General features: G+C 39.3%; 25 protein-coding genes (1 of these 25 running past the window's edge). 6 read left to right on the plus strand and 19 right to left on the minus strand.

Features of this window, described 5'->3' with window-relative positions; all coding sequences use genetic code 11:
- The 3 genes in view from recJ to ACO6S2_RS00610 are tightly spaced (at most 59 nt apart) and all read left to right on the plus strand, a layout consistent with a single transcriptional unit that may run on beyond the window.
- A protein-coding gene (gene recJ, locus ACO6S2_RS00600; RefSeq protein ID WP_422360573.1) for a single-stranded-DNA-specific exonuclease RecJ crosses the window boundary here: on the plus strand, window positions 1-1405 show its 3' portion. 284 nt of this gene lie to the left of the window's left edge; the window shows 1405 of its 1689 coding nt (coding positions 285-1689); the start codon falls outside the window, past its left edge; its stop codon occupies window positions 1403-1405.
- 59 nt (window positions 1406-1464) lie between these two features.
- Window positions 1465-2196: an LPS export ABC transporter ATP-binding protein gene (gene lptB / locus ACO6S2_RS00605; RefSeq protein ID WP_422360574.1), complete on the plus strand. Its 732-nt coding sequence runs from the start codon at window positions 1465-1467 to the stop codon at window positions 2194-2196.
- A gap of 39 nt (window positions 2197-2235) precedes the next feature.
- Window positions 2236-3720 (plus strand): GH3 auxin-responsive promoter family protein, encoded by a 1485-nt coding sequence (locus ACO6S2_RS00610; protein WP_422360575.1) that lies wholly within the window; start codon window positions 2236-2238, stop codon window positions 3718-3720.
- On the opposite strand, the gene ACO6S2_RS00615 is transcribed toward ACO6S2_RS00610, so the two are convergent.
- From ACO6S2_RS00615 to ACO6S2_RS00690, 16 genes are all read right to left on the minus strand, one after another.
- The gene (locus tag ACO6S2_RS00615; protein WP_422360576.1) at window positions 3717-4370 is read right to left on the minus strand and encodes a hypothetical protein; all 654 of its coding nucleotides are present in this window, start codon (window positions 4368-4370) and stop codon (window positions 3717-3719) included. The two genes, ACO6S2_RS00610 and ACO6S2_RS00615, sit on opposite strands and share 4 nt — an antisense overlap.
- 10 nt (window positions 4371-4380) lie before the next feature.
- Window positions 4381-4875 (minus strand): hypothetical protein, encoded by a 495-nt coding sequence (locus ACO6S2_RS00620; RefSeq protein ID WP_422360577.1) that lies wholly within the window; start codon window positions 4873-4875, stop codon window positions 4381-4383.
- Between the two features lie 48 nt (window positions 4876-4923).
- Window positions 4924-6075 carry a hypothetical protein gene (locus tag ACO6S2_RS00625; protein ID WP_422360578.1) on the minus strand — a complete coding sequence of 384 codons (1152 nt, stop codon included), beginning with the start codon at window positions 6073-6075 and terminating at the stop codon, window positions 4924-4926.
- Complete coding sequence (locus tag ACO6S2_RS00630) at window positions 6072-6584, minus strand: hypothetical protein (protein ID WP_422360579.1); 513 nt, start codon at window positions 6582-6584, stop codon at window positions 6072-6074. Before ACO6S2_RS00630 ends, ACO6S2_RS00625 begins: the two co-directional genes overlap by 4 nt.
- Window positions 6571-7167: an RNA polymerase sigma factor gene (locus ACO6S2_RS00635; RefSeq protein ID WP_422360580.1), complete on the minus strand. Its 597-nt coding sequence runs from the start codon at window positions 7165-7167 to the stop codon at window positions 6571-6573. The genes ACO6S2_RS00630 and ACO6S2_RS00635 overlap by 14 nt, the downstream gene beginning before the upstream one ends.
- A 23-nt stretch (window positions 7168-7190) precedes the next feature.
- Complete coding sequence (locus ACO6S2_RS00640) at window positions 7191-7820, minus strand: methyltransferase (RefSeq protein WP_422360581.1); 630 nt, start codon at window positions 7818-7820, stop codon at window positions 7191-7193.
- Window positions 7817-8617, minus strand: coding sequence for a hypothetical protein (locus ACO6S2_RS00645; protein ID WP_422360582.1), 801 nt, complete (start codon window positions 8615-8617; stop codon window positions 7817-7819). Before ACO6S2_RS00645 ends, ACO6S2_RS00640 begins: the two co-directional genes overlap by 4 nt.
- A 100-nt stretch (window positions 8618-8717) precedes the next feature.
- Complete coding sequence (gene atpG, locus ACO6S2_RS00650) at window positions 8718-9617, minus strand: ATP synthase F1 subunit gamma (protein WP_422360583.1); 900 nt, start codon at window positions 9615-9617, stop codon at window positions 8718-8720.
- A 9-nt stretch (window positions 9618-9626) separates the two neighbouring features.
- Window positions 9627-11207: a F0F1 ATP synthase subunit alpha gene (atpA, locus tag ACO6S2_RS00655; RefSeq protein ID WP_422360584.1), complete on the minus strand. Its 1581-nt coding sequence runs from the start codon at window positions 11205-11207 to the stop codon at window positions 9627-9629.
- Between the two features lie 56 nt (window positions 11208-11263).
- The gene (gene atpH / locus ACO6S2_RS00660; RefSeq protein WP_422360585.1) at window positions 11264-11821 is read right to left on the minus strand and encodes an ATP synthase F1 subunit delta; all 558 of its coding nucleotides are present in this window, start codon (window positions 11819-11821) and stop codon (window positions 11264-11266) included.
- Window position 11822: 1 nt separating this feature from the next.
- Window positions 11823-12317, minus strand: a complete 495-nt coding sequence (gene atpF / locus ACO6S2_RS00665) for a F0F1 ATP synthase subunit B (protein WP_422360586.1) — start codon at window positions 12315-12317, stop codon at window positions 11823-11825.
- Between the two features lie 67 nt (window positions 12318-12384).
- Window positions 12385-12591, minus strand: a complete 207-nt coding sequence (gene atpE / locus ACO6S2_RS00670; RefSeq protein WP_084373165.1) for an ATP synthase F0 subunit C — start codon at window positions 12589-12591, stop codon at window positions 12385-12387.
- 36 nt (window positions 12592-12627) lie between these two features.
- Complete coding sequence (gene atpB / locus ACO6S2_RS00675; protein ID WP_422360587.1) at window positions 12628-13713, minus strand: F0F1 ATP synthase subunit A; 1086 nt, start codon at window positions 13711-13713, stop codon at window positions 12628-12630.
- 407 nt (window positions 13714-14120) lie between these two features.
- Window positions 14121-14366 carry an AtpZ/AtpI family protein gene (locus tag ACO6S2_RS00680; protein WP_422360588.1) on the minus strand — a complete coding sequence of 82 codons (246 nt, stop codon included), beginning with the start codon at window positions 14364-14366 and terminating at the stop codon, window positions 14121-14123.
- Window positions 14320-14742, minus strand: coding sequence for a bactofilin family protein (locus ACO6S2_RS00685; protein ID WP_422360589.1), 423 nt, complete (start codon window positions 14740-14742; stop codon window positions 14320-14322). Before ACO6S2_RS00685 ends, ACO6S2_RS00680 begins: the two co-directional genes overlap by 47 nt.
- A gap of 16 nt (window positions 14743-14758) precedes the next feature.
- Window positions 14759-15625 (minus strand): M23 family metallopeptidase, encoded by an 867-nt coding sequence (locus ACO6S2_RS00690; RefSeq protein ID WP_422360590.1) that lies wholly within the window; start codon window positions 15623-15625, stop codon window positions 14759-14761.
- Window positions 15626-15808: 183 nt separating this feature from the next.
- Between ACO6S2_RS00690 and ACO6S2_RS00695 the strand changes: the two genes are divergently transcribed.
- Genes ACO6S2_RS00695 through uvrC form a run of 3 tightly spaced genes read left to right on the plus strand, consistent with a single transcriptional unit; the run spans window position 15809 to window position 22394 of the window.
- Window positions 15809-18319, plus strand: a complete 2511-nt coding sequence (locus tag ACO6S2_RS00695) for a tetratricopeptide repeat protein (RefSeq protein ID WP_422360591.1) — start codon at window positions 15809-15811, stop codon at window positions 18317-18319.
- Window positions 18316-20598, plus strand: a complete 2283-nt coding sequence (locus tag ACO6S2_RS00700; protein WP_422360592.1) for a transglycosylase domain-containing protein — start codon at window positions 18316-18318, stop codon at window positions 20596-20598. Before ACO6S2_RS00695 ends, ACO6S2_RS00700 begins: the two co-directional genes overlap by 4 nt.
- Complete coding sequence (gene uvrC / locus ACO6S2_RS00705) at window positions 20595-22394, plus strand: excinuclease ABC subunit UvrC (protein WP_422360593.1); 1800 nt, start codon at window positions 20595-20597, stop codon at window positions 22392-22394. Before ACO6S2_RS00700 ends, uvrC begins: the two co-directional genes overlap by 4 nt.
- A 33-nt stretch (window positions 22395-22427) precedes the next feature.
- Here uvrC and gldN read toward each other — a convergent pair whose 3' ends face one another.
- From gldN to gldL, 3 genes are read right to left on the minus strand one after another with little or no spacing between them, the layout of a single operon-like run.
- Window positions 22428-23294 carry a gliding motility protein GldN gene (gldN, locus tag ACO6S2_RS00710; protein ID WP_422360594.1) on the minus strand — a complete coding sequence of 289 codons (867 nt, stop codon included), beginning with the start codon at window positions 23292-23294 and terminating at the stop codon, window positions 22428-22430.
- A 10-nt stretch (window positions 23295-23304) separates the two neighbouring features.
- Window positions 23305-24888, minus strand: a complete 1584-nt coding sequence (gldM, locus tag ACO6S2_RS00715) for a gliding motility protein GldM (RefSeq protein WP_422360595.1) — start codon at window positions 24886-24888, stop codon at window positions 23305-23307.
- A gap of 35 nt (window positions 24889-24923) precedes the next feature.
- Window positions 24924-25757 (minus strand): gliding motility protein GldL, encoded by an 834-nt coding sequence (gene gldL / locus ACO6S2_RS00720; protein ID WP_318170068.1) that lies wholly within the window; start codon window positions 25755-25757, stop codon window positions 24924-24926.
- Window positions 25758-25778: the final 21 nt, after the last annotated feature.

Here is a 25778-nt window from a genome sequence, read left to right on the forward strand (position 1 = left end):
CTTGGCTTATAATTTCTTAAAAGAATTGTCTCCCAATATCTTCACCTATATACCCGACAGATACACGGAGGGATATGGGGTTTCCCGAAAGGGAGTACAATGGGCCATCGATCACGATATCAATTTGCTCATTACACTGGACTGCGGGATTCGTGCAACAGAAAACATTCAAATAGCCAAAGACCATGCGATAGATGTGATGGTCTGTGATCATCACCTGCCCGGCGAAGAGCTGCCTGCTGCGGTGGCCATTTTAGATCCTAAGCAATCTGACTGTACCTATCCCTATGATGAACTGTCAGGATGCGGTATTGGATATAAACTATTGGAAGCGTTCTCCATCCAAAATGGAATTGAAAATCATAAGTTATTGGACTTGCTAGACCTGGTGGCAGTTAGCATCGCTTCTGACATTGTTCCAATAACCGGAGAGAATAGGTTGCTCGCCTGGTTCGGATTAAAGAAGTTAAATAATTCTCCACTCCCAGGATTTGCAGCCTTAATAGACAAAGCGGCCATGCGAACTCCATTAAGTATTTCTGATGTGGTGTTTGGAATTGGCCCAAGGATAAATGCAGCGGGAAGAATCGGCCATGCTAAAACCGCACTTGACCTGTTGACTCAGGAAGTAAAAGAAGATGCTTATGTCTTTGCTGAAAAACTCAATCTGGAAAATCAGGAAAGAAGAAACTATGATGAAAGTATAACAGCCACCGCTTTGGACATGATTCAATCGGATGGTCAAGCAGAAAAAAACACAACTGTTTTATATAAGAAGGATTGGCACAAAGGTGTAATTGGCATTGTAGCTTCTAGATGTATCGAACATTACTATAAGCCTACTATTATCATGACAGAATCGAATGGGAAGATTACTGGGTCAGCGAGATCTGTCAATGGTTTTGATATATACAGCGCCCTGGAAAATTGCAGTGAACACTTGATTCAATTCGGTGGCCATAAATATGCAGCCGGCCTCACTATGGAGCCAGATCAGTTGGACAATTTCAAAAATGCTTTTGAAATTTCTGTCTCTTCTCTTATTGAAGAGAATCAAAAGACGCCTATCATAGATATAGATTTGGAAATCGATTTGGAGGACATTGATTTTAAAATGTTTGGTATCTTGAAACAGATGGGGCCCTTTGGTCCTCAAAATATGCAGCCAGTTTTTTGCAGCCGAAACGTCTTTTTGAAAAAAGAGGCACGAGTATTGAAAGAGAAGCATCTCAAGCTATTCATATCTCAAGCTGGCACCACTAACAATTTTGATGTCATAGGGTTTGGGTTAGGTCATTTTCATAACAAGCTAGACACTCCTTTTGATATCGTGTATACCATAGAGGAAAATCACTATATGGGACAGACCACATTGCAGCTGATGCTGAAGGATATAAGAGTATGAGACTGATTAAATTGAATTATTATCATTAAAATTGCTGAACGCAAGAGTACGTACATCATATGCAACTGAGGGCAGAAAATTTAGTTAAGAAATATAAAAGCAGAACGGTCGTAAAAGGCATATCCGTAAAGGTAGATCAAGGAGAAATCGTAGGTCTTCTTGGACCCAACGGTGCTGGTAAAACCACAAGCTTCTATATGACAGTAGGATTGATTAAACCAAATAGTGGTCATATCTATTTGGATGATCAGGACATTACTGACCTGCCTATGTACAAAAGGTCAAAACTTGGTATTGGTTATCTGGCACAGGAAGCCTCGGTTTTCAGAAAACTGACAGTAGAAGAAAATATTCTGGCTGTTCTTGAAATGAAAAATTTCACCAAAAAGGAACAGAAAGAAAAAGCTGAGGCCCTGATGGAGGAGTTCAGTTTGACTCATGTCCGAAACAATTTCGGCATTGCTCTATCAGGTGGAGAACGAAGAAGAACCGAAATAGCCAGAGCATTAGCGATCGATCCAAATTTCGTGCTATTGGACGAACCATTCGCAGGAGTTGATCCCATCGCAGTGGAAGAAATACAGACTGTAGTCGCTCAATTAAAAAACAAAAATATTGGCATTCTGATTACAGATCACAATGTACAGGAAACGCTCTCCATTACTGACCGTGCCTATCTGATGTTTGAAGGTCAGTTGCTGAAGTCTGGAACTGCTGAAGAACTAGCCGCAGATGAGCAAGTGCGCCGCGTATATCTTGGAAGACATTTTGAATTGAAAAGAAAAATCTAGTTTAGCGTGCCTCTTTTTAATTCCATCCTGACATGGGTCATGAGAAAACGCATCCACCAGATGGAGCTTTTCATGAAGTACCCTCACGAAGTTCAAAAGGAAGTTTTAACTCGTCTGTTGCATACTGCGAAGGATACTGAATTCGGTAAAAAGTATGATTTCAAGAACATAAAGACTTATGAACAATACAAAGAAATCGTGCCTGTACAGGCTTATGAGGCTTTGTACCCTTATATAGAACGAAGGATGAAAGGGGAGCAAAAATTGCTTTGGTCTTCTGACATCAAATGGTTCGCCAAATCGTCTGGCACCACCAATGCTCGAAGCAAGTTTATACCGGTTTCCCCTGAAGCTTTAGAAGATTGCCATTTCAAAGGAGGAAAGGACTTGATTTCCATCTATGTCAATAACAATCCAAACACTCATATGTTTACTGGCAAAGGCTTGGCCATAGGAGGCAGTCACCAGCTCAACGAATTTGACCCCAACCACGACTCTCACTATGGTGATGTATCTGCAGTGATCATGCAGAACTTGCCTATCTGGGCTCAGTTCATTCGAACCCCATCGTTGGATGTGGCACTGATGGATAAGTGGGAGGAAAAAATAGAAAAGATGGCTGAATCCACGGCCAATGAAAATGTAACCAACATATCTGGTGTGCCTACCTGGACGATTCCTTTGATACAACGAATCAAAGAAATGAAAGGAACCGACAACATCTTAGACGTATGGCCCAATCTTGAGGTGTTTTTTCACGGTGCGGTAGCTTTTGGCCCGTATCGCTCGTTATTCAAAGAGTTGATTCCAACGGATCAGATGAATTATGTGGAGACTTATACGGCTTCCGAAGGATTTTTCGGTATTCAGGATCGATCAGATTCTGATGAATTGCTGCTAATGCTAGACTATGGAATCTTTTATGAATTCATCCCTTATGATGAAATTCAAAAAGAACACCCAAAAACTATCGGCTTGAGCGAAGTAAAGATTGGTGAAATCTATGCCATGGTCATCTCAACTAATGCCGGGCTATGGAGATATAGTATTGGCGATACTATCAAATTCACCTCGACCGATCCCTACAGGATAAAAATAGCTGGGCGCACCAAGCACTTCATCAATGCTTTTGGAGAGGAACTAGTTGTTGAAAATGCTGAAAGTGCTATAACCCACGCATGCCAAATGACCGGATCTGTAATTGAAAATTTCACTGCTGCTCCTATTCATTTCACTGATAAAACCAGTGGTGGTCATGAGTGGATCATTGAATTTCAAAAATGCCCAGACAGTATTGAGCGTTTTACCAGTATATTGGATGAAAAACTCCGTGAAGTAAATTCTGATTATGATGCCAAGCGCTACAAGGACATTGCACTCAAAATGCCAATACTTCATTCAGCCAAACCTGGTACATTTTATGAATGGATGAAGCGAAGAGGAAAACTTGGTGGACAAAACAAAGTCCCAAGATTGGCCAACAACCGCGAATACCTTGATGATATTCTTGCTATGCTAGATTAAAACTTTCCTAGCTGAATTGAAACCACACCTGAAAACCCAGACAAATCTTCATCATCTAAATTCTCTAGGGATGACCCTTTGATCAATCTATAGCCTGCGCCAAAGCCTAATCTAAAATGATGTGAAATATTAAGCTCAATTAAAGCAGACGGTTCAAAAACAAAAAACGACGAAGACTCTAATACGAAGTCATTATCGCCATTTGCCAAATCAAAATAATTATCGTCCGAAACATCGAATTGACCTGCGCCTATAATCATTGGCACACTTAAGTGAATAATCTCTCTTGAGGCCACTTTAAAGCCCATCAGCATACCGGCATATCCACCGTAAAGATTCAATTCTCTTGCGGCAGATGTTTCCGGATTGAATCCTTCAAACTGTGATTCTGTGGTAAGACCATACCCTGCCACACCAAGCATGAAGTATTTGTTGATTAATACACCTCCATAAGCGCCAACGGTCAGAGCTTGTTGATCCACTACTTCACCCACCCTAAAATCTATATTTCCAAACCCTGTGATTTCCTTATCTCTTCCAATAATAGATTTCACTTCATTGTTTCTTTTCTTATCCGTATACTGTTGCGCAGAACTGAAAAAAGTTAGAAGGCAACCAATTATTACAAGAAGAAGTTTTACTTGATTCATATGGAGGAAATTAAAATACATACTTGATAGCAATGGAGGCATCCCAAAAGTCGGCTTTCACTTTTCTCATATCTATATAATTGAGATAAGGCTTTAGATCTAAACTCAGTGTAATGGGGACGCTCAGCATGCGATACTCAATACCGATCATTCCGTCAATTCCCATAGTCAGATAGTTCTTTTCTTTGTATTCAAATTCAGTAGGGTCCGCATTCGACAGCACCTTATCGATACCATCATGCTTTTCTGAACCAATGTGTCCTCCCACTCCATAGTAGAAGTAAAAATTTTCATTGAAAGAAACATGCATGGGTTGGTGTATCAAGTGTAGAACAGTCAGTTGAATACCGTTTCTGCGATTGCTAATAATCGCTTCAATCGATTGCTCATCAACTATGAATTTTTTGAAGGTTAGTCCCGAACTTCCTCCCAACCTAATACCCGCAGATCGATCGTATTGCTGCGCTTGGGATTGCCAGAAACTAAAGATTAGTAGTATGTACAAACACACTATTTTCATTAAACACAATTGTTTCATTGAGATAGACCTTGATTAGTTCTTATTAGTAATGCCGCCGGTTTCTTCCAGGTAAACAGTCACTTCACCTGATTCTCCTGCTATAGTTACTTGGCTTTGTTTTGATTTTATCATACCCACCACCCCAGTCAGGGTAATGACTTTGTCGTTATCGGTACTTCTAGTTTTATTCATTCCCATAAAATTTGAGGTCAAAAACATGCGATCTTCTCGGCCAGTGAGCGTGGCAGAGAAGTAGGAGCCCATATCAAAACTTATGTTGACGTCCGCTGTCTTGCTTTTCAAATTGACCAGATTAAAGTTGCTATTGATGCTATGCACTAATAAATCTCCATAGTTTAACTCCATGTCTATTCTGTCCAGCATACTGTCTATGAGTATATTAGAAAAACTGGAATAGCCTCTTACTGCCGTTGCCTTTTCCAAGTGGATTTTATCATTTCTTGAATCCAATTTCAAACTTTGGACCGAATTGACGTCAAAAGTAGAAGAGCTACTAGTAAGCACGATATCTCCTCCTTCCCTCAAATCCAGCTCTGCGCCTTTCAACTCTACAAAGGCTTTACCCAATCTCTTAATTCTTGCTTTACAAAAACTCAGATTCAATTTGCTAGTGCCTATCAATTCGTCTACTTTAAAATCTCCATGAGCCACACTAATGTTTGATTCTTGGTTTAAACTTTCCAAATACACGTCACCATATTTATTGTCTAGTTTCAAAGAAGCATTTTGAGGGATGGTCAATTCATAATCAATGCTAATTTTATTTTTACTAATCAAGGTCTTTGAGTAATCACCTAGACTGTTGATCACCTCCTTAAACACACTTGAATTACGGTCCAAAATTGTTTCGATCGTCAACACATCTCCAAAATTGGTAAAGTCAACATCCACCCGTTCCATATTCTTGGACAATGCCTCATCATTTTTACCGTAAGCTGTGATTTTTACACTTACAACCACTGAATCCTTTTCCCAAGTTTGTAAGATCACCTGCCCATATTTGTTGGTCAAATCCACGGTAGACTTATCATCAACTTTAAATGATTGAGAAATATTTTTCACCAAAGACCTTGACTGAGCCTGAGTAACATAGGCAGCCACCATCAATCCTATCAAAATCAGGAGAACCTTTCTCCACATACGATATGTCTCTGGCTGCTTCATAGCTCCTTTCGTTCCTCCAATTGGGTAATGATTTGTTCTAAAATCTGCAGTTTAATTTTGTAATTATCTATCATGGCGTGAATGACTTCCTCATTATCTGCGTTGTCCTTTAAATCTGACTTCAATTCATTGAATGCTTGATCCAACGCCTCCATGTTTCGAAATACTTCCTGTTCCGCATTTTGATCCAATTGCTGAATATGAGCCACTTTAGTTGCAATCAGCTCTCCATAATAATATTCTGCCTCTTGCAGCTCAGCACTCATCATAATCTCCTGTGATTGACTCTTCCAATTGACCCAACTCATGTAGAAAACTGCTCCGATCATAATGAGAAAAACAGCCGCAGCTCTCCAAACATATTTCAGTGGAATTACCACACTTTTAGCTTTCTTCTCCACAACATCCAGCTTCTCAGAGATGGTCTGCCAGTCGTCTTGAGGATAATCGTAAATCTCAAAAGATTCGCGATTCACATCTATAAAGTTCTTTAAGTCATTTGTTTCCATAGCCGTGGAATTTTTTGGTTTTCAGCAAGTCTCGAATTTTTTTCTTTGCCTTGCTATATTGAGATTTCGACGCCGATTCTGAAATGCCCATAATTTGACTAATCTCCTTATGATCGTACCCTTCAAATAAATACAAATTGAATACCGTACGACAACCGTCGGAAATTTGCTCTAATGCTTTCATAATCGATTGTGCCTCATGACCAATGATATCTCGATCGATCGATTCATCTTCATCTGCGGGATCTACATTCTCGTCAATCGAAATTGCAAATATCCGCTTCTTCTTGATGGCATTGATGCACTTGTTAACCGTGATTCTTTTCATCCAAGCACTAAACGTGCTCAATTCTTTGAGGCTATGCATTTTCATAAAAGCCTCAACAAACGCATCCTGCAATAAATCACGAGCTTCATCCTCATCATTCACCATTCGTCTGCAAATATTGAACATCGCTCCAGCATACAGTTTGTACAATTCATTCTGTGCCACGCGATCGCCCGCTTTGCACTGAAGAATAAGTTTGTTGTGTATGTCGTACTGAATGTTTTTCACTTCTGCATTTGAATACTCTATAGACATCTCAATTTTAGAAGGGTTTCCAATTACAAGACTTCTTTTTGATATATCGCACTAAAAATAAATCGAGAAAAGAAATGTGCTTCTTCTGTTTTGTGAAACCCTGAGTTGATGACTGCTCCATTGATATCTTTCAATCCGTTACTTTCGAGTCTGGTGGTGACCTTGAAAAATTTATGCATGATTAAGGATAACACTCTTTTCCAGCCTGAGTCTTTGCCGATTTCAAAATCTGAGACTAGCAATTTTGATTGTACATTCATCAGTTTCTTAATACGGTCTATGTGTATTTGCAATGACTTCTTTTCGAACAAATCCAGAAAGAAAAAGCAGCATATCCAATCATATTCTTTTAGGGATTTAAAAGATTCAAATTTTCTCTGATGAAAATTCACGCTCAAATTTGATGATTCTGGAGTCCATTTCCTTGCTTTTTCGATCATTTGCATAGAGGGTTCGATAAAATCTACAGTAAGAGGAATATTTAACTGGTCTATTGACTTAAGTATTTCACCAGAGCCACCACCAATTATAATTATACGTTCGTTGGCATTCAGATGAGAAAGGAAGTGACATTGTGATTTAAGAACATTTCCCCGGAATACCCATTTAGCAAGAGAATCATAAATCCATGCGATGTGATCGTAGTGATTCAAAACAAAAAGATCAACCCTGGCAGTAGAAAAATCAAATCACCCACCCATCTGAAACGTTCGTGAAGTTTGAACCACTGCGGGGCAAAATATATTGCAGCTAAAATCAATGACATACTAGTGAAGACCACTTGAAGTATAAACTCACCTGATGATAGACCCACAAAAAAGGAAGTTCCAATGGACAAACCCAATAACACAAGCAAAACAAGAAGATGGTTCAAAGTTTTGACCACTCCAAAATGCGTGGCCCAGGATTGATGTCCATCTTGTGTATCCTGTGCAACTTCATAAAATGAAAACAGAAGCAAATTGATAGATGCCATAAATACTGTTTGAATAAAAAATAGGAGAATCACCAAATCCATGTTTTGACTGAGTGAAAAAGTCCCAAGAAAAATTCCACAAGCATAAAGCACAGCGATGAAAATTTCCTTTGCAAAATAGATTTTAAATAGCCAAATGGATAGAAAATAGAGTCCTACCAGTCCTAGTAAGACACAACCATATATCAGTGTTTCATAAGGCAAAAAAAACAACACACGCAGGCCAAAACACGCCACCAAGACAAACACGATAAAAATGGGCTTTCGGTAATTTTTATGGAAGGCATGCCGTTCCATAGTTGGAACTCGGTCTTGACTATTCCCGTCGATCAAATGATCCAAAGTATAAATTAACCAAATGCAACAACCCAATGCAGCTGGAATACTCCAATGCAAATCAACTTTGGCCACATACCCAATCGCCAGAGTAAAAATGACCCCGCCCATTACTACATCTAGAGACAGCCAGCGCATTATTGATAAAAAGGACTTCAAAAGGCTCATCATACAATCTAAAACAAAAAAGGCTGAACTTAAATAAGCTCAGCCTTTCCTTTGTACTTTTTAATATGGCTTATCCGTCGCTAGCCAATGCTTCTGCACCACCTACGATTTCAAGTATTTCCTTAGTAATAGCGGCCTGACGCGTTCTGTTGTAAGTCAATTTCAATGCTTTCAACATTTCACCTGCATTGTCAGTAGCCTGATCCATCGCAGTCATTCTAGCACCATGCTCAGAAGCATTCGATTCTAAAATTGCCTTGTAGAACTGCACCTTCAATGACTTAGGAATCAATTCCTCAACCACATATTGCATGGACGGTTGATAAATGTACTCCTGATTGGTGAAGCTTGACTCAGTTTCTTCTTCTGAGGCCTCTACTTGCTCTACAGGCAAGAATTGCTCTACTTGAAGAATTTGAGTGGCCACGTTTTTGAACTCATTGTAAATCAACTCTACTTTGTCGTAGCCTCCATCTACAAAAGACTTCATCACGTACTCGGCAGCCACCTTCGCCTGATCAAAAGAAAGATCACCGAAAATACCGTAATAGTCATCAACCACATTGTAGTTTCTCTTAGAGAAAAACTCAAATGACTTTTTGCCTAATGGCAAAATATAAACGCCATCATGTTTCTGTTCGTAAGAGTATTTCTCATTGATCAAATTGACAGCTGCTTTGAACACGTTGTTGTTGAACGCACCACAAAGCCCTCTGTCAGAAGATATCACAACTAAAAGTACGTTGTTTACTTCACGATCTTGACCGTAGATATTATCAGAACTATCTTCCATCCCTGCCGACACATTTTGCAACAAGCCCGTAAGCTTTTGCGAATAAGGTCTCATTTGAGTGATCTTATCCTGTGCTCTTTTCAGCTTGGCCGCCGCTACCATTTTCATGGCACTGGTGATCTGCTGAGTCGAGGTTACAGAAGATATTCTGTTTTTTACTTCTTTTAAATTAGCCATTGCAGCTTATTAGTTTTCAAATCTTGTAGCTACTTCTTTCGCTACTTCGCCCAATTTACTTGTAGTACCTTCATCAAACTTACCAGCAGCTAGTGCAGACAAGATGTCGGCGTGCTGAGTTTTCATTACGGTAACAAATTCTGTTTGGTAAGCTCTTGCTTTTTCTACAGGCACATTATCCATAAATCCTTTTGTAGAAGCATAAATCGTAGCCACCTGCTCACCTACTGGGATCGGAGAATACTGTGCTTGCTTCAAGATTTCCTGGTTTTTCTGACCTCTGGAAATTACCAATCGAGTGGCGTTATCCAAATCTGATCCAAATTTAGCGAAAGCTTCAAGCTCTCTAAACTGTGCCTGATCTAGTTTCAAAGTACCAGCTACTTTCTTCATCGACTTGATCTGAGCAGATCCACCTACCCTAGATACCGAGATACCTACGTTAATCGCCGGTCTGATACCAGAGTTGAATAAGTTCGTTTCCAAGAAGATCTGACCGTCTGTAATCGAGATTACGTTCGTCGGGATATAAGCAGAAACGTCACCCGCTTGTGTTTCGATAATTGGAAGTGCCGTCAAAGACCCACCACCTTTTACTTTATCTTTCAATGACTCAGGTAAGTCATTCATGTCTTTTGCGATATCGTCATTTTCGTTGACCTTAGCCGCTCTCTCCAATAATCTTGAGTGAAGATAGAATACATCACCTGGATATGCCTCACGTCCTGGAGGTCTTCTCAATAGTAGAGAAACTTCACGGTAAGCTACAGCTTGCTTAGACAAATCATCATAAACAACCAATGCAGGACGACCAGTATCTCTGAAATACTCACCCACAGCTGCACCCGTAAATGGAGCAAAGAACTGCATCGGTGCAGGATCAGAAGCTGAAGCCGAAACGATAACTGTGTAATCCATCGCACCCGCTTTGTCCAAAGCAGCGTAGATGCCAGCAACAGTAGACGCCTTTTGACCTACAGCGACGTAGATACAAAATACAGGCTCTCCCTTGTCATAAAATTCTTTTTGGTTGATAATCGTATCGATCGCCACAGCAGTCTTACCTGTCTGACGGTCACCAATGATCAACTCTCTTTGGCCTCTTCCAATCGGAATCATAGAATCGATAGAAGTAATACCAGTTTGTAATGGCTCATCCACTGGCTGTCTGTAGATTACACCAGGTGCTTTACGCTCCAATGGCATTTCGTAAAGGTCGCCAGAAATAGCACCTTTACCATCGATAGGATTACCCAAGGTGTCGATTACTCTACCACACAAGCCGTCACCAGCCTTGATCGAAGCAATTTGCTTGGTTCTTTTTACGGTATCACCTTCTTTTACGTCAGAAGATTCACCTAGTAATACAGCTCCTACGTTGTCTTCTTCCAAGTTCAAAACCATAGCTTTCAAGCCATTTTCGAACTCCAAAAGCTCACCTGACTGTGCTTCAGTCAAACCGTAGATTCTGGCTACACCATCACCTACTTGTAGTACTGTACCTATTTCCTCTAATTCAGCCTCTGTTCTGAAGTTTGAGAGTTGTTCTCTCAATATCGATGAAACTTCATCTGGTCTTACATCTGCCATTACTGTAGTTAATTTTAGATCTTATTATTTCTTATTGACAAATCACCGCCTGGTGATTACATTTTACTTTGATACGCTTTGTCCACAAACTGAAGTCTCAATTCCTTCAACTTACCGCTAACGCTATCATCTATTTGTTTATCACCAATTTTTAAAACGAAACCTCCAATCAAATCAGGATTGGTTTTTTCGGTAAGTACCACATCGCTATTTGTGATCTTTTTCACGATGGCACTGATTTCTTTTCTTACTGCATCAGAGATAGGATGAACCGTAGTTATGGTGCTTTCCACAATGCCTTTGAAGGAATGGTACTGCGCTTTAAAAGCCTCAGCCACTTCTGGCAAATACATTTCTCTATTCTTCTTGGCAAGGATTTCAAAAATTGACATCGTCAAATCATTGACTTTGCCTTTGAAAATTTCCTTAAGGATAGCTAGCTTCTTGTAGTGGCTAATGACTGGGTTTTTCAATAATAAAACCAAGTCATGGTTGCTTTTGCAGACTTCTGTGAATTGCTCCATATCTGCTACTACCTTGTCTAGACACTTTTTTTCTTCAGCCAGCTCAAGAAGAGATTTTGCGTATCTCGATGCTATCCTAAATTCTGACATCTTAGTTTACTTTTATGTCTTTGACCAATTCCTTCACCAAAGTCTCCTGAGCCTTTTTGTCGGCCAAGCTACCTTTCAAGACTTTTTCAGCAATATCCAATGACAACTCAGCTACCAAGTTTTTCACGTCAGCTAGGGCTGCGTTCTTCTCAGTGTTGATTACTGACTTAGCATCTTCTATCATTTTGGCTGTGATCTTAGATGTATCTTCTTTAGCGTCTTCCTTGATTTTGTTAGCAATCTCGGTCGCATCCTTGATCATTTTGTCTCTTTCTATGCGAGCTTCTTCGAGCAAATACTCATTGTCTTGCTTAAGCTCTTCAATTTTCTTTTTGGCATTTTCTGCCGCGTCCAATGAGTCTTGAATAAATGACTCTCTTGTTCTCAACGCATCTGTGATAGGTCTCCAAACAAATGCAGCCAATATGCCGAATACCGCTAAGAATACGACGGTCTGCCAAATGATAAGTCCAATACCGGGGGTAACTAATTCCATTATATTTTTTTAATTGAAATAAGACCTGGCCCTGATGCCTAATGCAAACAGAGCCAAGTCAGAAAAATTAATTTCCTGCGTTTACAGACATAAAGCCAATTACTGCAGCAAACAAGGCAACACCTTCAATCAAGGCTGCTGCGATAATCATTGCTGTTTGAACTTTACCAGCTGCTTCAGGTTGTCTAGCGATACTTTCAGTTGCTCCTTTACCGATCATTCCGATACCAAGACCTGCTCCTAGTACTGCTAATCCTGCTCCTATTGCTCCCATTACAGTTAATTTATATGGTTAAAAAAAATAATTTTCTTAATGATGTTCTTCTACTGCCTGACCGAAATACATCGAAGTCAGTAGAGTAAATACATAAGCCTGAAGTAGCGCTACAAATAGCTCCAACATATTCATCACTGTAGCAAATGCGGTAGATGCAACACCTACTGCTAAGCTCTGTGTGATAAAAGTCAAACTTATAATACTCAATATAATAATGTGCCCCGCTGTGATGTTCGCAAACAAACGAATCATCAATGAGAAAGGCTTAATAAAGATTCCAAGGATTTCAATTGGCCACAAGATCAAATACAATGGAAACTTAGCCAACCAAGGCATGCTGTTTCCTAATGGGTCCAAAATGTGCAGCCAATAAGTTTTTCTTCCAGAGACCAATGTAATGATCAAAGTAAGACCGGCTAGCGCCATACATACAGCGATATTTCCAGTAAGGTTAGCAGCCGCTGGCAATAGGCCTAACAGGTTTCCAAACCAGATGAAGAAAAACAAGCTCAATAAATAAGGCAAATACCTTTCGTACTTGGGCCCTACGTTTGGCTTTACGATTTCGTCTCTTACATATATAATGATAGGCTCGAAAAATGACTGTACGCCTCTAGGTGCACGCTTCGCGTTTTTCTTGTAGCCTCTAGCCACTGACATAAATATCAAAATCATCAATGTAGCATTAATAAGCAGCATCGCTACATTCTTCGTGATAGAAAGATCTAATGGATGAGCGTTGGTGATTACACCAGCCTCATCGTATTCCAAAGTACCATTGGCATCTGTCTTATAAATATGCTCGTGCGCATTGAAGTAATAGTTGCCATTACTCTCTACCGCATCCTGTCCATGATGAAACGCTGAAGACATGAATACATGCAGACCGCCATCCCATAATATGACCGGCAAAGGAATACTCACCGGGTGCTCTACTCCAGCTTCATCTTTGAGATCAAAAAGATGCCAATCATGGGCATCCATTATATGGTGATTGATCAAAGCACTCGGATCAAATTTATCTCCTTCTGTCTTTTCCCCCGCAAAACTTGCTTGTGATACGAATAAACCAAAAACGGCTAGTAAAATGCTGATTTTCAGTTGCTTAATTGATGTCATAATTCGACCGTTAATCATGTATTTTGATCTTGACTTGAATTTCGTCGCAAGTTAGACAATAAGGCTGTGATTTCAAACACTACGTAGATTAAATAGACAACCATAAAATTGATAACAAACAAAGCGGAGTTTTCGGGGAACTTAATCAGGTAAAACATCACCGTAAAAAGCGACACCAAAAATCTCAAACCTAAACCAACAAGCGGCAAAATGGCACTCTCAATATTCGGATTTTTAGCCACTAACAAATAGGTGATATGTATACTTGTGTACAGAAACCACAGAAACCCTAAGATTTGATAGATAGCAGGGTGCACAAAAGAAAATTTGAACACCTCTAAAAGACAGTAGCTTATTAAAATTAAAATCCCTGTAAAAACAGAGATTTTAGACAATTCTTTCATGAATTAATTTTTAGGCAATTTTCGAAATAAATTGAGAAGTGCACCTGCTATCCCCATCATAATTCCGACAAGCGTCAGAATCGAATTGAGTTCAAAATACTTATCTAATTCGCTTCCAATCCAATAGCCTAGGATAACATAGGCAAGCATTTCAAAAGCTATTCCCGAAAACTTAAGATACGAAAAGGGCTGCTCCTCTTCTTTATTCGGCTTTGAGGAGTTTTGATTTTCCTTCTGGTGTTTCTCCAATTTGAATTTCTTTGATAGTCACACCCATTTTACATCCTCCATTGAAGGTTGCTCCTGACTCCACTATAAGCTTGTTAGTAATAATGTCTCCATTGATAATAGCAGACGGTTTGAGGATTAAAAGTTCAGACACTTCCACTTTTCCAGTCACATGACCAGCAATCTCTGCATTCTGCGCGATCAAGTTGCCTTCAATGTGAGAAGAATGCCCGCAAGCTGCTTTGGACTTGGTTTTCATATTCCCTACGATCTTTCCTTCAATTCGAATATTGCCGTAAGTTTCAATGTCACCATTCAGAAGGGTTCCCTTGCCAATGATGTTACTAGAGTTGCTCAGTTCTTCCACTTCTTTTATTTCTTGCTTATTATTAAACATTAGTACAGGTGTTTGTTTAAAATCTAATCAATTCCTCTGGGTTAATGGGATTACCATTGTACCACAGTTCAAAATGCAAATGCGGGCCTGAAGTGAGCTCTCCAGTGTTGCCAATGATAGACACCACTTCTCCCGCGGTGACAAAATTACCTACGTTTTTCAACAAATCCGAATTGTGCTTGTACATAGAGATCAAATTACCCCTATGCTGGATCGCTAAAACGTATCCGCTATCCTGGGTCCAGGAAGCAAAAATTACTGTGCCATCTGCCACAGATTTAACTGGTTCATCTTGCTTAGCCACTATATCAATGGCCAAATGATCTATTTGTGGATCAAAATGTTCTGATACAATTCCGTCCACTGGTTTGAATAGAAAAAAGTCTTTTAATTCTTCGGAAAGCCTATTGTCGGTCAACTGAAATTCCAGCCCTCCCTTCTCAAACTCCTCCCGAAACTGCGAATCAATTGCGTTCACACCCTGTGATTCAACTATTTCAGTAATTTCGCTGCTTTCAATACTTCCTGTATTTTCTACATCTGTATATTGAGAATCTTCGCCTGACATAATGGTCCGTATGTTCGCAATGAAATCATCTTTCTTTTTTACTTCATGTTGAAGCGAATCGACCCTTGACGCCAGTTCCATTACTTCTTTAGTCGCTTTTAACTCGGCGAACCTGGGATCAAACCAAGCCTCAAGCAAGGATGTTGACAAGTAAAAGCTAAGCCCAAAAAAGGCAAAAAAGGAAAGCATCAAAACCAAGATTATTTTGGAGTACGTAAAACTATAGGTAGATTTCTCTGCAAAATTTTCCTCATTTCTTACGATGAGCAAATATTTGGTAGTCAGCCGATTTGATAAGGTTCTTTTTTGTTCCAAGGAAATAGCTTCTGATTTGCGGTAAAAATATATATTAATAGATATTTACTAAGCCAATATTGTATTAATTGCATTTGAATTGGCGTTTATTCGAAAACATTGAATTTGATCCATCGAAGTCTAATACTATTGCTCGGCCTTGCCGTTCTATTGAGTTCCTGTGCTCCGGAAAAAAATAACGTGATGAGTAACTCTTATCACAATATGACGGCTCACTATAATGCATATTTCATTGCCTTGGAGCATATAAAAGCCATTGAACAAACGATAGAGGATCAATACGAATGGAATTACAATCTTATACTTCCCATTTTTCCACAATTCGACTCTACTGCTGCCGCTTCATTTTCTGATCAAATCGAAGATTGTATAGAAAAGGCGTCTCTCGCCATCCAACGACACAAAGGGTCTAAGTGGGAAGACGACTCTTATGTTTTAGTAGGAAAGGCTCGATTTTATAGCCTAGATTATCAAAATGCAGTCGAGACATTTAAATATGTAAACACCAAAGGAAAAGACGACAATGCCAAACATGAGGCTCTAGTTGCGCTCATGAGAACATTTGTAGAATATAAGGAAAGTAATAATGCTATTGCTGTTTCCGACTACTTGAAAAAAGAAAAGCTCAATAAGAAAAACCTCAAAAACCTTTATCTCACTAGAGGTTACCTATACCAAAAGAGCGGGGATTATAACAACATGGTTCAGAACCTGATTCAAGCCGAAGATCTCATTACCAATTTCAAAGAAAGAGCGCGAATCAATTTCATCATTGGACAAGTGTATCAGTCTTTAGGCTTCGATGGCGAAGCCTATAAGTACTATAAGCAAACATTGAAGAACAATCCTCCATATGAATTGTCATTTTATACAAAACTGAACATGGCTCAGGTGACACAATTAGCCAAAACTAATGATGCCAAAAAAGTAAGAAAGTACTTTAGAAAACTGCTTAGAGACCGAAAGAATGAAGAATTCAAAGACAAGATCTACTATGAAATGGCCAAATTTGAAGTTCGACATGGCAATTTGGATCAAGGCATTGCTTACTACAACTCATCTATTCGATCCAGCGTCAACAACAACAGACAAAAAGCGCATAGCTATTTAAGTCTTGGAAAGATCTATTATGATAGTCTAGCGGAGTACAAACTAGCTAAGTTATACTACGACAGTACATTAAGTGTACTCCCAAAGGATGAAGCTGAATATGCGGAAATTGAAGCTCGTCAGAAAATTTTGGAAAATTTTGTTGAACAGTACACCATCATTCAAGTTAATGATAGCTTGCTTAACCTGACCAATTTGCCTCCTGATTCCTTGGACCGATTTCTGGACGCCTACATCGCTCAGGAAGAAGCTGCTGAAATGCAGCGTCGTGAAGAGGAGAAAAAACGAAAAAGGAATGCTGCCAGGCTTGCTGCCAACAGCTCAAGTGCCTTTTCACAGAATACTGGAGGCATTGGAGCCAACAACTATGAAGGCACTACATGGTATTTCTATAACACTACGGCTGTATCTAGGGGTAAATCGGAATTTAAAAGGATCTGGGGTGACCGCAAACTGGAAGATAACTGGCGAAGGTCGAACAGTACGGCAAGCATATCCGGTAGTGATGAGGAAGGTGGCCTCGGACCCGATGGCGAAAAACCACCTAATGAAGATTCGGAAGAAGATGAAGATGAATTTAAAATTGACAAGTCTGAGTTGATAGCCACTTTGCCTCAAACCAAAGAAGACAAACAGAAGCTATTGGACGAAATAGAAGAAGCCACATATCAACTAGGAAAAATTTACAACTTTGACTTAAATGAAAAACACAACTCATCTCAAACCTATGAAAGTCTTTTTACTCGTTTCCCAGATTCCGAGTATAGACATGAAGTTATGTATTTGCTCTACATCATTTTTAAAGAACTAGAAAATATTCCTAAATCAGAGCGATACAAAAACCTTTTACTCAAGGAAGCACCAGAAAGTATCTATGCGAAGATCGTAATCAACCCTAACTATAGAGCAGAGTCACAAGCGGCAAGTGAAAAGCTTAAACAAATCTATGCACAGGCTTACAGCAGCTACCAAGGGGGCGATTACCAAGAAGCCATGGCCTTGATCAATGATGGTCTCAGAGAATATCCCGACAATGACTTTGTAGACAATATGGCACTATTGAAAATATTGGTTCAAGGAAAATCCGAGTCCATATATAAGTACCAGTATGAATTAAACAATTTTATAACCACTTATACCGAAAGTGAATTATTACCTTATGCCGATTCGTTGGTAACAGCTTCAGAACAATATCAAATTAATCTGGTCAATAGTACAAGAGCTAAGTTTATCCCGAAACTTGACAAACCTCATTTTTTCATATTTGCCTATCAAACGGATCAGGAACTTTCAGATGCACTTCCTCAATATTTCAAGACCCTAATTACAGAGGATAGTCCTTTGAACATTGGAAATCTCATTCTGGATGAGGAGTACTCAATGATTCTAATATCAGAGTTCTCGGACAAGGAAACGGCCATAAACTTCAACAAAGAAGTAGAGACTGAAAAGCCAGCTGAAAAAATTAATAAGACTGGCAAATTCTATAATTTCGTAATCACAAAAGACAACTTCAATATACTTTACCAAACAAAGGAATTGGACACGTATCTTAAGTTCTACAGGAAAAATTACCAGCAATGAATAAATACAAGAGGCTAATCGCATTAGTTTGGATTTTACTTGCCACTGGAGTTCTGGCTATCTTCTTCATGTTTTATTCAATCAAGATTGATGCCTTCGGACTATTCGGTGGGCTGCCAAGTACTAAATCTTTAGAAAAACCTGATCCTGACCTCTCGTCTGAATTGTTTTCTGCTGATGGTGTTTCGCTGGGTAAATACTTCCGTCATAACAGAACTGAAGTCTCATACAATGAGCTTTCACAAGAGTTGATTGATGCACTACTGGTTACAGAGGACATAAGATTTACACAACACTCTGGGATTGACCTGAGAGGACTCGGCCGTGTGCTCTTTCAGACTATCCTTATGGGAAATAGAAATGCTGGTGGAGGAAGTACTCTCACACAACAGGTAGCTAAAAACCTTTTCAAAACCCGCGACTTGGGAGGCAAACTAAGTGATGTACCTGGCTTAGGTATTTTCATTATCAAAATGAAAGAGTGGATAGTTTCAGTCCAACTGGAGGCTTCCTATACCAAAGAGGAAATTCTGGCCATGTATCTCAATACCATTGAATATGGAAATAATACCTATGGCATTAAAGTAGCTGCCCAGACTTATTTCAACAAACTTCCAAGTGAATTGAACTATAAGGAATCCGCAATCTTGGTTGGGTTAATAAATAAGCCCACTAAATTCAATCCAATTAGAAATCCTGAGTTCGCCCTGGACAAGCGAACAGAAATTTTCTACAACCTACTCAAATATGGAAAAATCAATAGAGAGGCCTATGACTCGTTGAAGATATCAGATTTCGGACTCCAATACAAAGTTCAAAATCAAAACGAAGGACTAGCCACCTACTTCAGAACTGTGATGCGGAATTTCTTGATGAGTTGGTCTAAAAAGAATGGATATGACCTATTTGCCGATGGATTGAAGGTCTATACTACCATAGATAGTCGCATGCAGCTATATGCAGAGCAAGCGATGGCAGAAGAAATGGATACACTCCAAGGTGTATTTATCAATCACTTACAAGGTGATGCTCCCTGGATAGATGAAGACGGTAATGAAATTTTAGACTTTGTTGATAAAGCCATCAAGCGTACGCCTAATTACCGATCTCTAGCCAAAAAATATGGAGAAGATTCTGACTCCCTAGATTATTGGCTAAATTATCCGAGAGACATGACTGTGTTCAGCTGGGGCGGAGAAATTGATACCACATTCAGTTTGATAGATTCGTTGAAATACTACAAGCATTTTCTTCAATCAGGCTTTATGGCCATGGACCCTCAAACAGGTCACATAAAAGCATGGGTAGGTGGTATCAATCACAAATACTTCAAATTTGACCATGTAAAGCAAAGTAAACGTCAACCAGGCTCGACCTTTAAACCTTTTGTTTATACTGCCGCCATTGACCTGGGTTATTCACCCTGCTACACTGCTGTAGATGCGCCAGTTACCTGGATGATGGACGATCCTGAAAAACCAACTTGGACGCCGCAGAACGCTAATGGAAAATTCACCGGGGAAACCATGACAATTAGACGTGCCATGGCAGCATCTGTCAATTCAGTAACCGCCCGAATTATGCAAAAAATCACTCCTCGGGCCGCCGTAGATATGGCTCACACTTGCGGTATTGAAAGTCCTTTACCTGCTGTTCCTGCTCTTTGTTTGGGCATAGGTGAGGTTTCCTTATATGAACTGGTAGGTGCTTATTCAACTTTTGCTAATCAAGGAGTGTGGACACAGCCTTTTTTTATTACAAGAATTGAAGACAAGAATGGAGTAGTCATTCAAGACTTCATACCCAAAAGGCGAGAAGCTCTGAGCGAAAAGACGGCCTATTTAATGCTCCATATGCTTAAAGGTGCCATGGAAGAGCGAGGGGGGTCCGCCCATGCTCTGGATTACCGTTTAAAACAGAACAACGAGATTGGTGCTAAGACAGGAACCACGCAAAACGCCTCAGATGGTTGGTACATGGGTGTGACCCACGACCTGGTGGCTGGTGCATGGGTTGGAGGTGATGACCGAAGTATTCACTTCAAACACTGGGCTTTGGGTCAGGGTGGAAAAACCGCTCGTCCTATCTGGGAAAATTTTATGCTCAAAGTATATAACGACCCTAGAACAGGAGTGGAAAAAGGCTATTTCAAAAAACCTAGTACGCCACTCGGCGTAGAATTAGACTGTGACCTATATGAAGGAGGTAGTATCAAGGAAGATTCTGTTTTTCACGAAATAGATCAACTTGAAGATGAATTTAATTTTTTTAATAATTGACCCAAGAAAAATCCCCTATTGACCTAAAAACATTACCAAACTCCCCTGGGGTTTACAAGTATTTTAATCAAGAAGTATTAATCTATGTAGGCAAAGCTAAAAACATTAAGAAACGAGTATCAAGCTACTTCAATAAGCAAAAGGGCAATAGTCTAAAAACTCGAAAACTCGTCAAAGAAATAGATCATATCGAGTATGTGATAGTAGATTCCGAGTACGACGCGCTTTTACTCGAAAATAACCTCATTAAAGAAAACCAGCCTAAGTACAATATCCTATTGAAGGATGATAAGAGTTTTCCTTTTATCTGCATTTCAAATGAACGATTTCCCAAAATATTCTCCACAAGAAGAGATGAGCTAAATGAAGGAGAGTACTTTGGTCCTTACACCAGTGTGAAAGCCCTCAACAATGTACTCGAGTTAATCCGCAGTTTGTATAAAGTTCGTACATGTAACTACATACTCTCAGAAAAAAATGTAGCTGATAAAAAGTTTAAAGTCTGCCTGGAATATCATATTGGTAATTGTCTGGGTCCTTGTGAGGGCTTACAAACTGAGGAGTCGTACCTCAAAGAAATTGATCAGGCACGTCATATCATTAAAGGCCACCTGAAGATCGTAAAAGATCACTTCTTGACTTCTATGAAAACGGCAGCTGAAGAATTAGAGTTTGAAACCGCCCAAGAATACAAATCAAAAATCGACTTTCTTGATAAATTTCAGTCTCGCACCGTAGTTGTCAATAAAAAATTGAAAGGACTAGATGTTATCGCTATCACATCTTTAGATAAAAAGGCATTTGTGAATTACATGAGGGTAGATAATGGTATCATCAATATTTCCGATTCACTTACTATTTCAAAGCGACTAGATGAAACTGACGAACAAATACTCGAGTCTTTAATTCTACAATTGAGAGAAAGATTCGGCAGTACTTCCAACACTATCTTAACCAACAAAATTTTTGAGTATTGGAATGAGTCTGTAGAAATCATAGTACCCCAAATTGGTGATAAAAAGAAGCTTGTTGAACTTTCTTTGAAAAATGCACTTTACCATAAAAAAGAAGCGCTATCTCAAGCAGAAAAGTCAAAGCAAAAGGAAAATCGCGTCACTCAACAACTCATGGAAGACTTAAAATTGAAGTCTATTCCCAATCATATCGAATGTTTTGACAACTCAAATATCCAAGGAACTAATCCTGTGGCATCAATGGTATGTTTCAAAAACGGAAAACCATCAAAGAAGGACTATCGACACTTTAAAATAAAAACGGTTGTAGGCCCTGATGACTTTGGCTCAATGAAGGAAATTGTTTTCCGAAGGTACAAGAGACTACAGGAAGAAAATGCTCCCTTTCCAAATCTAATCGTGATTGACGGGGGCAAAGGTCAGCTGCACGCAGCATGCGATGCACTCAAAGAACTAGATATCTACACGGAGATACCGATTATAGGTATAGCCAAAAGATTGGAAGAAATTTACTATCCTGAAGATAGTATTCCGTTACACATTAGTAAAAAATCTGAATCTCTGAAACTCATACAACAACTCCGAGATGAGGCACATCGATTTGCTATCACCTTTCACAGATCATTGAGGAGTAAATCACAAGTAGTCTCAGAGCTCGATCAAGTGGTTGGCATTGGTGATAAAACCAAACAAAAACTACTCACTAAATTCAAATCCTATAAAAAAATCCGTCAAGCCTCACCTGAGGAGTTAATCAAAGAAATAGGAAAAGCCAAGGCCAAAATACTTTTGGAGCATATACAAAAAAAGGGATCAAATTGATCCCTTTAAATATTATAAGTGCGTGGTTAAATATTAGAACTCCCAAAGTTCGTTCTCAAATTCAACCATATCGTATTCCAATTGTTTAGATGCTAATATTGCATCCCTTCTCGACTTCGTATAAATATCGACGATCCTATCATCTCTAGGATTTGCAATCTTAGTCAAGTTTGATCCGAACAATCTCAGATTAAATGCATCTGCCATATTTCTATGCTCTGCCATATTTTGAGCATTGTACCATATTGCTTCGTCCGGCATACTTCTCCAAAGCGCTACCAAATCTTTATACTTAAAGGACGCTAGTGGTTTTTCGAATAATGCTGGATTTTTATCTGCAGGAAGGAATAAAGTAATGGATTGAATATCGTAGAAAATTCTTGATCTCATTCTATCAAAATAAACCTCCTCTTTCAATTCTGCAATAGAGAAATCTCTAGTAGCAAATTCGTTCGTATCCATGATTTCCTCTTCTGGTTCTTCACCTTCATCACCTCCTCCACCGAAGAAGTCATCATCAGACTCAGCTCCAAAACCCATGTCAATTTCCTCTTGAGTAAGGCCACCACCTTCCTCTTCAAATTTCATGTTTTCCAAAAATGTCTCCTTTGACATCCTTGTATTCACGGAATCATTTGTATAAGGAAATAACAATCCAGCTTTCACTGCATCAATCAAAATCGTAGATAATTCACCATTTCTAGAAAAGAATGGAGCATTTTGTTTTTCCTCCAAATCAATTCTTCTCCAAACGGTTTTTTTGAACATTTTATATGCCTCATTGACAGGATAAACGGAATCTTTATTATAGCCATCCGCTTTCTCCTGAGCTACGCTCAATTCAACATTGAGCAACGTAAAACATACAAAAAGGCCAATTACATAACAAAATTTCTTCATAACCTATTGTTTAGTTTATTCTTATCGTAATGATCTTAGGACCAAAGTTAGGGAAGTTTTCAATTTCACCTTTGAAATTCCTTCTTTGAACCTTTTTAACTTCAATTACCAAAGCATCACCTGCTCTAGCCTGACCCGCTAGTGAAGATAAGTTCAAGTCTGGACCTTTAGGTCTTACACTTCCAACTGATCTACCTCCTCTTACCAAGTTAACCTCAGATTGAGCTACTCTAAACTTCGCATCTTTTGGCAAGAATTGTGCAAAAGACTCATCTGCTTGAGCAGTCAGTTTCAAAGATCTTGGTGGGCCTTTAACTCCTCTTTTCAAGTTGACCGGTCCTCCTTTGCCATAAACCACAATTTCCGGCTTAGGTATTCTCTTCACTTTAAAGTCTTGAGAACCAATTAAGTTCCCATTACTAGAAACACTTAACGTTACTTTAGCAGACTTTGGTATAATTACTACCTCTCCTTTATTGGCTCCCTTAATATTGGTTCCCCCTTTAGTGGTAAAAGACGGGTTATACGCTGTACCCATTGCAGGCACCTGTACGTCCAATTCGTTTCCACAATTCAAGTACAATGCCTGAACAGAAGCTGATTGAATTTGCATAACCGGCTTAGAAACAATGTATTCGATCGTATCAACAAAAGTAGTATCTCTTCCACCTGGCATCTTAACGCTAATCGCACCGATGAAAGATTTGCTTGCATTACCAGATTTATCGTAGTTACCAGGAGTAGCGGTAAAAGATACCTTACCCATTCCTCCAACAACTTCTATTTCTTTACCATCTACAGTCATTGTAGGTGACACTGAAGAAGATGAAGCCGCAATGAAAAGATCTGCCTCATATTTAGTGCCTGCGGCTACTACCTTAGAATGAGGTTTAACCATCGGTACAATCTGATCAAATTTCAAATCTTCTGCACCTACTTGTCGTGCCAAATCTTCTAGTGCTTTTGTTTCTTCCGAAATAACATCTGACTGAAACTGACTTAAAGAAGCGAGTGCTCCTACCATTGGAGTATTATGGCCAAAATTTAAATCGGCAAAACCCTTTTTGTTTTGGTTCGGATCTTTGGCGAATACTGGAATGTCCTTAGCATCTTTAGCAAGATCCCCTATATCTTCATCTCCAGTAATATTTCTAAGAAATTTTGAATAACCATTTAGTTTCTCCTTTAGTTTGTCGCCCTCCTTTTCATTTACAAAAAGGGCAGAAGGAGCATCAATATCCTTTTGTCCAACATAAACACCATCCTGAATGCCACCTGTTCTGGTAATAAGCTCTTCTTTATAGACCTCCAACATTTTAAGGATTTGAGTTGTTTCCGCTCTCACCTCCTGAGCTTTAGTCATAACAGCCACATCCTTTTCCCTGTTACCAGCATCGGAAACCGCATTTTGGATACTCTCTAATTTTTTAGCATTATTAGTGACTTTTTCTTCATTAGTAAGCTCAAAAGCCTGATTAATGAAAATAAACTTCTCTAAAACACTATTACTTACTTGCAGAGCCAATAGGGCAGTCAGTACCAGGTACATCATGCCAATCATCTTGTCTCTTGCGGATTGTTTACCTCCAGCCATAATTTTCGCTTTTTAAGGTTAAAAAATTATTTAACTTATTTAGCTGATGAAGTATCTCCCCCACCTCTCATAGCTGCCAACATACTTCCATAAATTTTGTTCAATGAAGTGATATTGGTATTTAAACTTGTCATTCCTGATCTGAATTTCTCAGTATCCTTAGCCGCTTCAGCCATACCTTCCATTGCAGAAGTTACATTTGAGTAGAACTTGTTCATTGCCTTAACATGACTGTTCGCATCCTGAAGCTCCATTTCATATACTGCATTAAGTGCTCCCAAATTCTTGGTAACGTTTTTCACCTGTGAGTGGTACTCAGAAGCGTCTTTAGAAGCATTTGCCATGTCCGACATTGAAGTAGCAGTAGTGGCGTAAGATTTATTCATTTCGATGAGCGACTTAGATGCCGTTTTCACGTTAGTCGCATACTCGTTTGTAGCAACTGCGGCATCACTTAAGTTGGACATTTTCTTAGCAGATTCGGCCATGTTCCTCATGCCGTCGCCTAAGCTCTTAATCAGCTCGGGGCCTACTTTTGCTTCTGCGAGCATTTTATCCATTTGCTGTGAAGCACCTCCTGTAGCAGCTGGTACAGCTGCTCTTGGCTGAGCCTTAGGTCCATCATAGTCATCCGCTAGTTCTGGATATACTTTAGACCAATCAGTTTCAGCATGTTTTGGCTCAAATGCACTTAAGAAGAAAATAGCCGCCTCAGTACTCAAACCGATAACTAGCATTTCTCCAGCACCTTGCCAGTGCATAATTTTAAACATGGCTCCAACAATTACTACAGCAGCTCCAATGCCATATACCTTAGGCATTATTGTTGAAAACAAAAGCTCTTTAAATCCACCTTTTTTCGCACTCATATTATTTAATATTTTAGGTTA

The organism is Reichenbachiella sp. (genome assembly GCF_965233835.1).
Lineage (GTDB): Bacteria > Bacteroidota > Bacteroidia > Cytophagales > Cyclobacteriaceae > Reichenbachiella.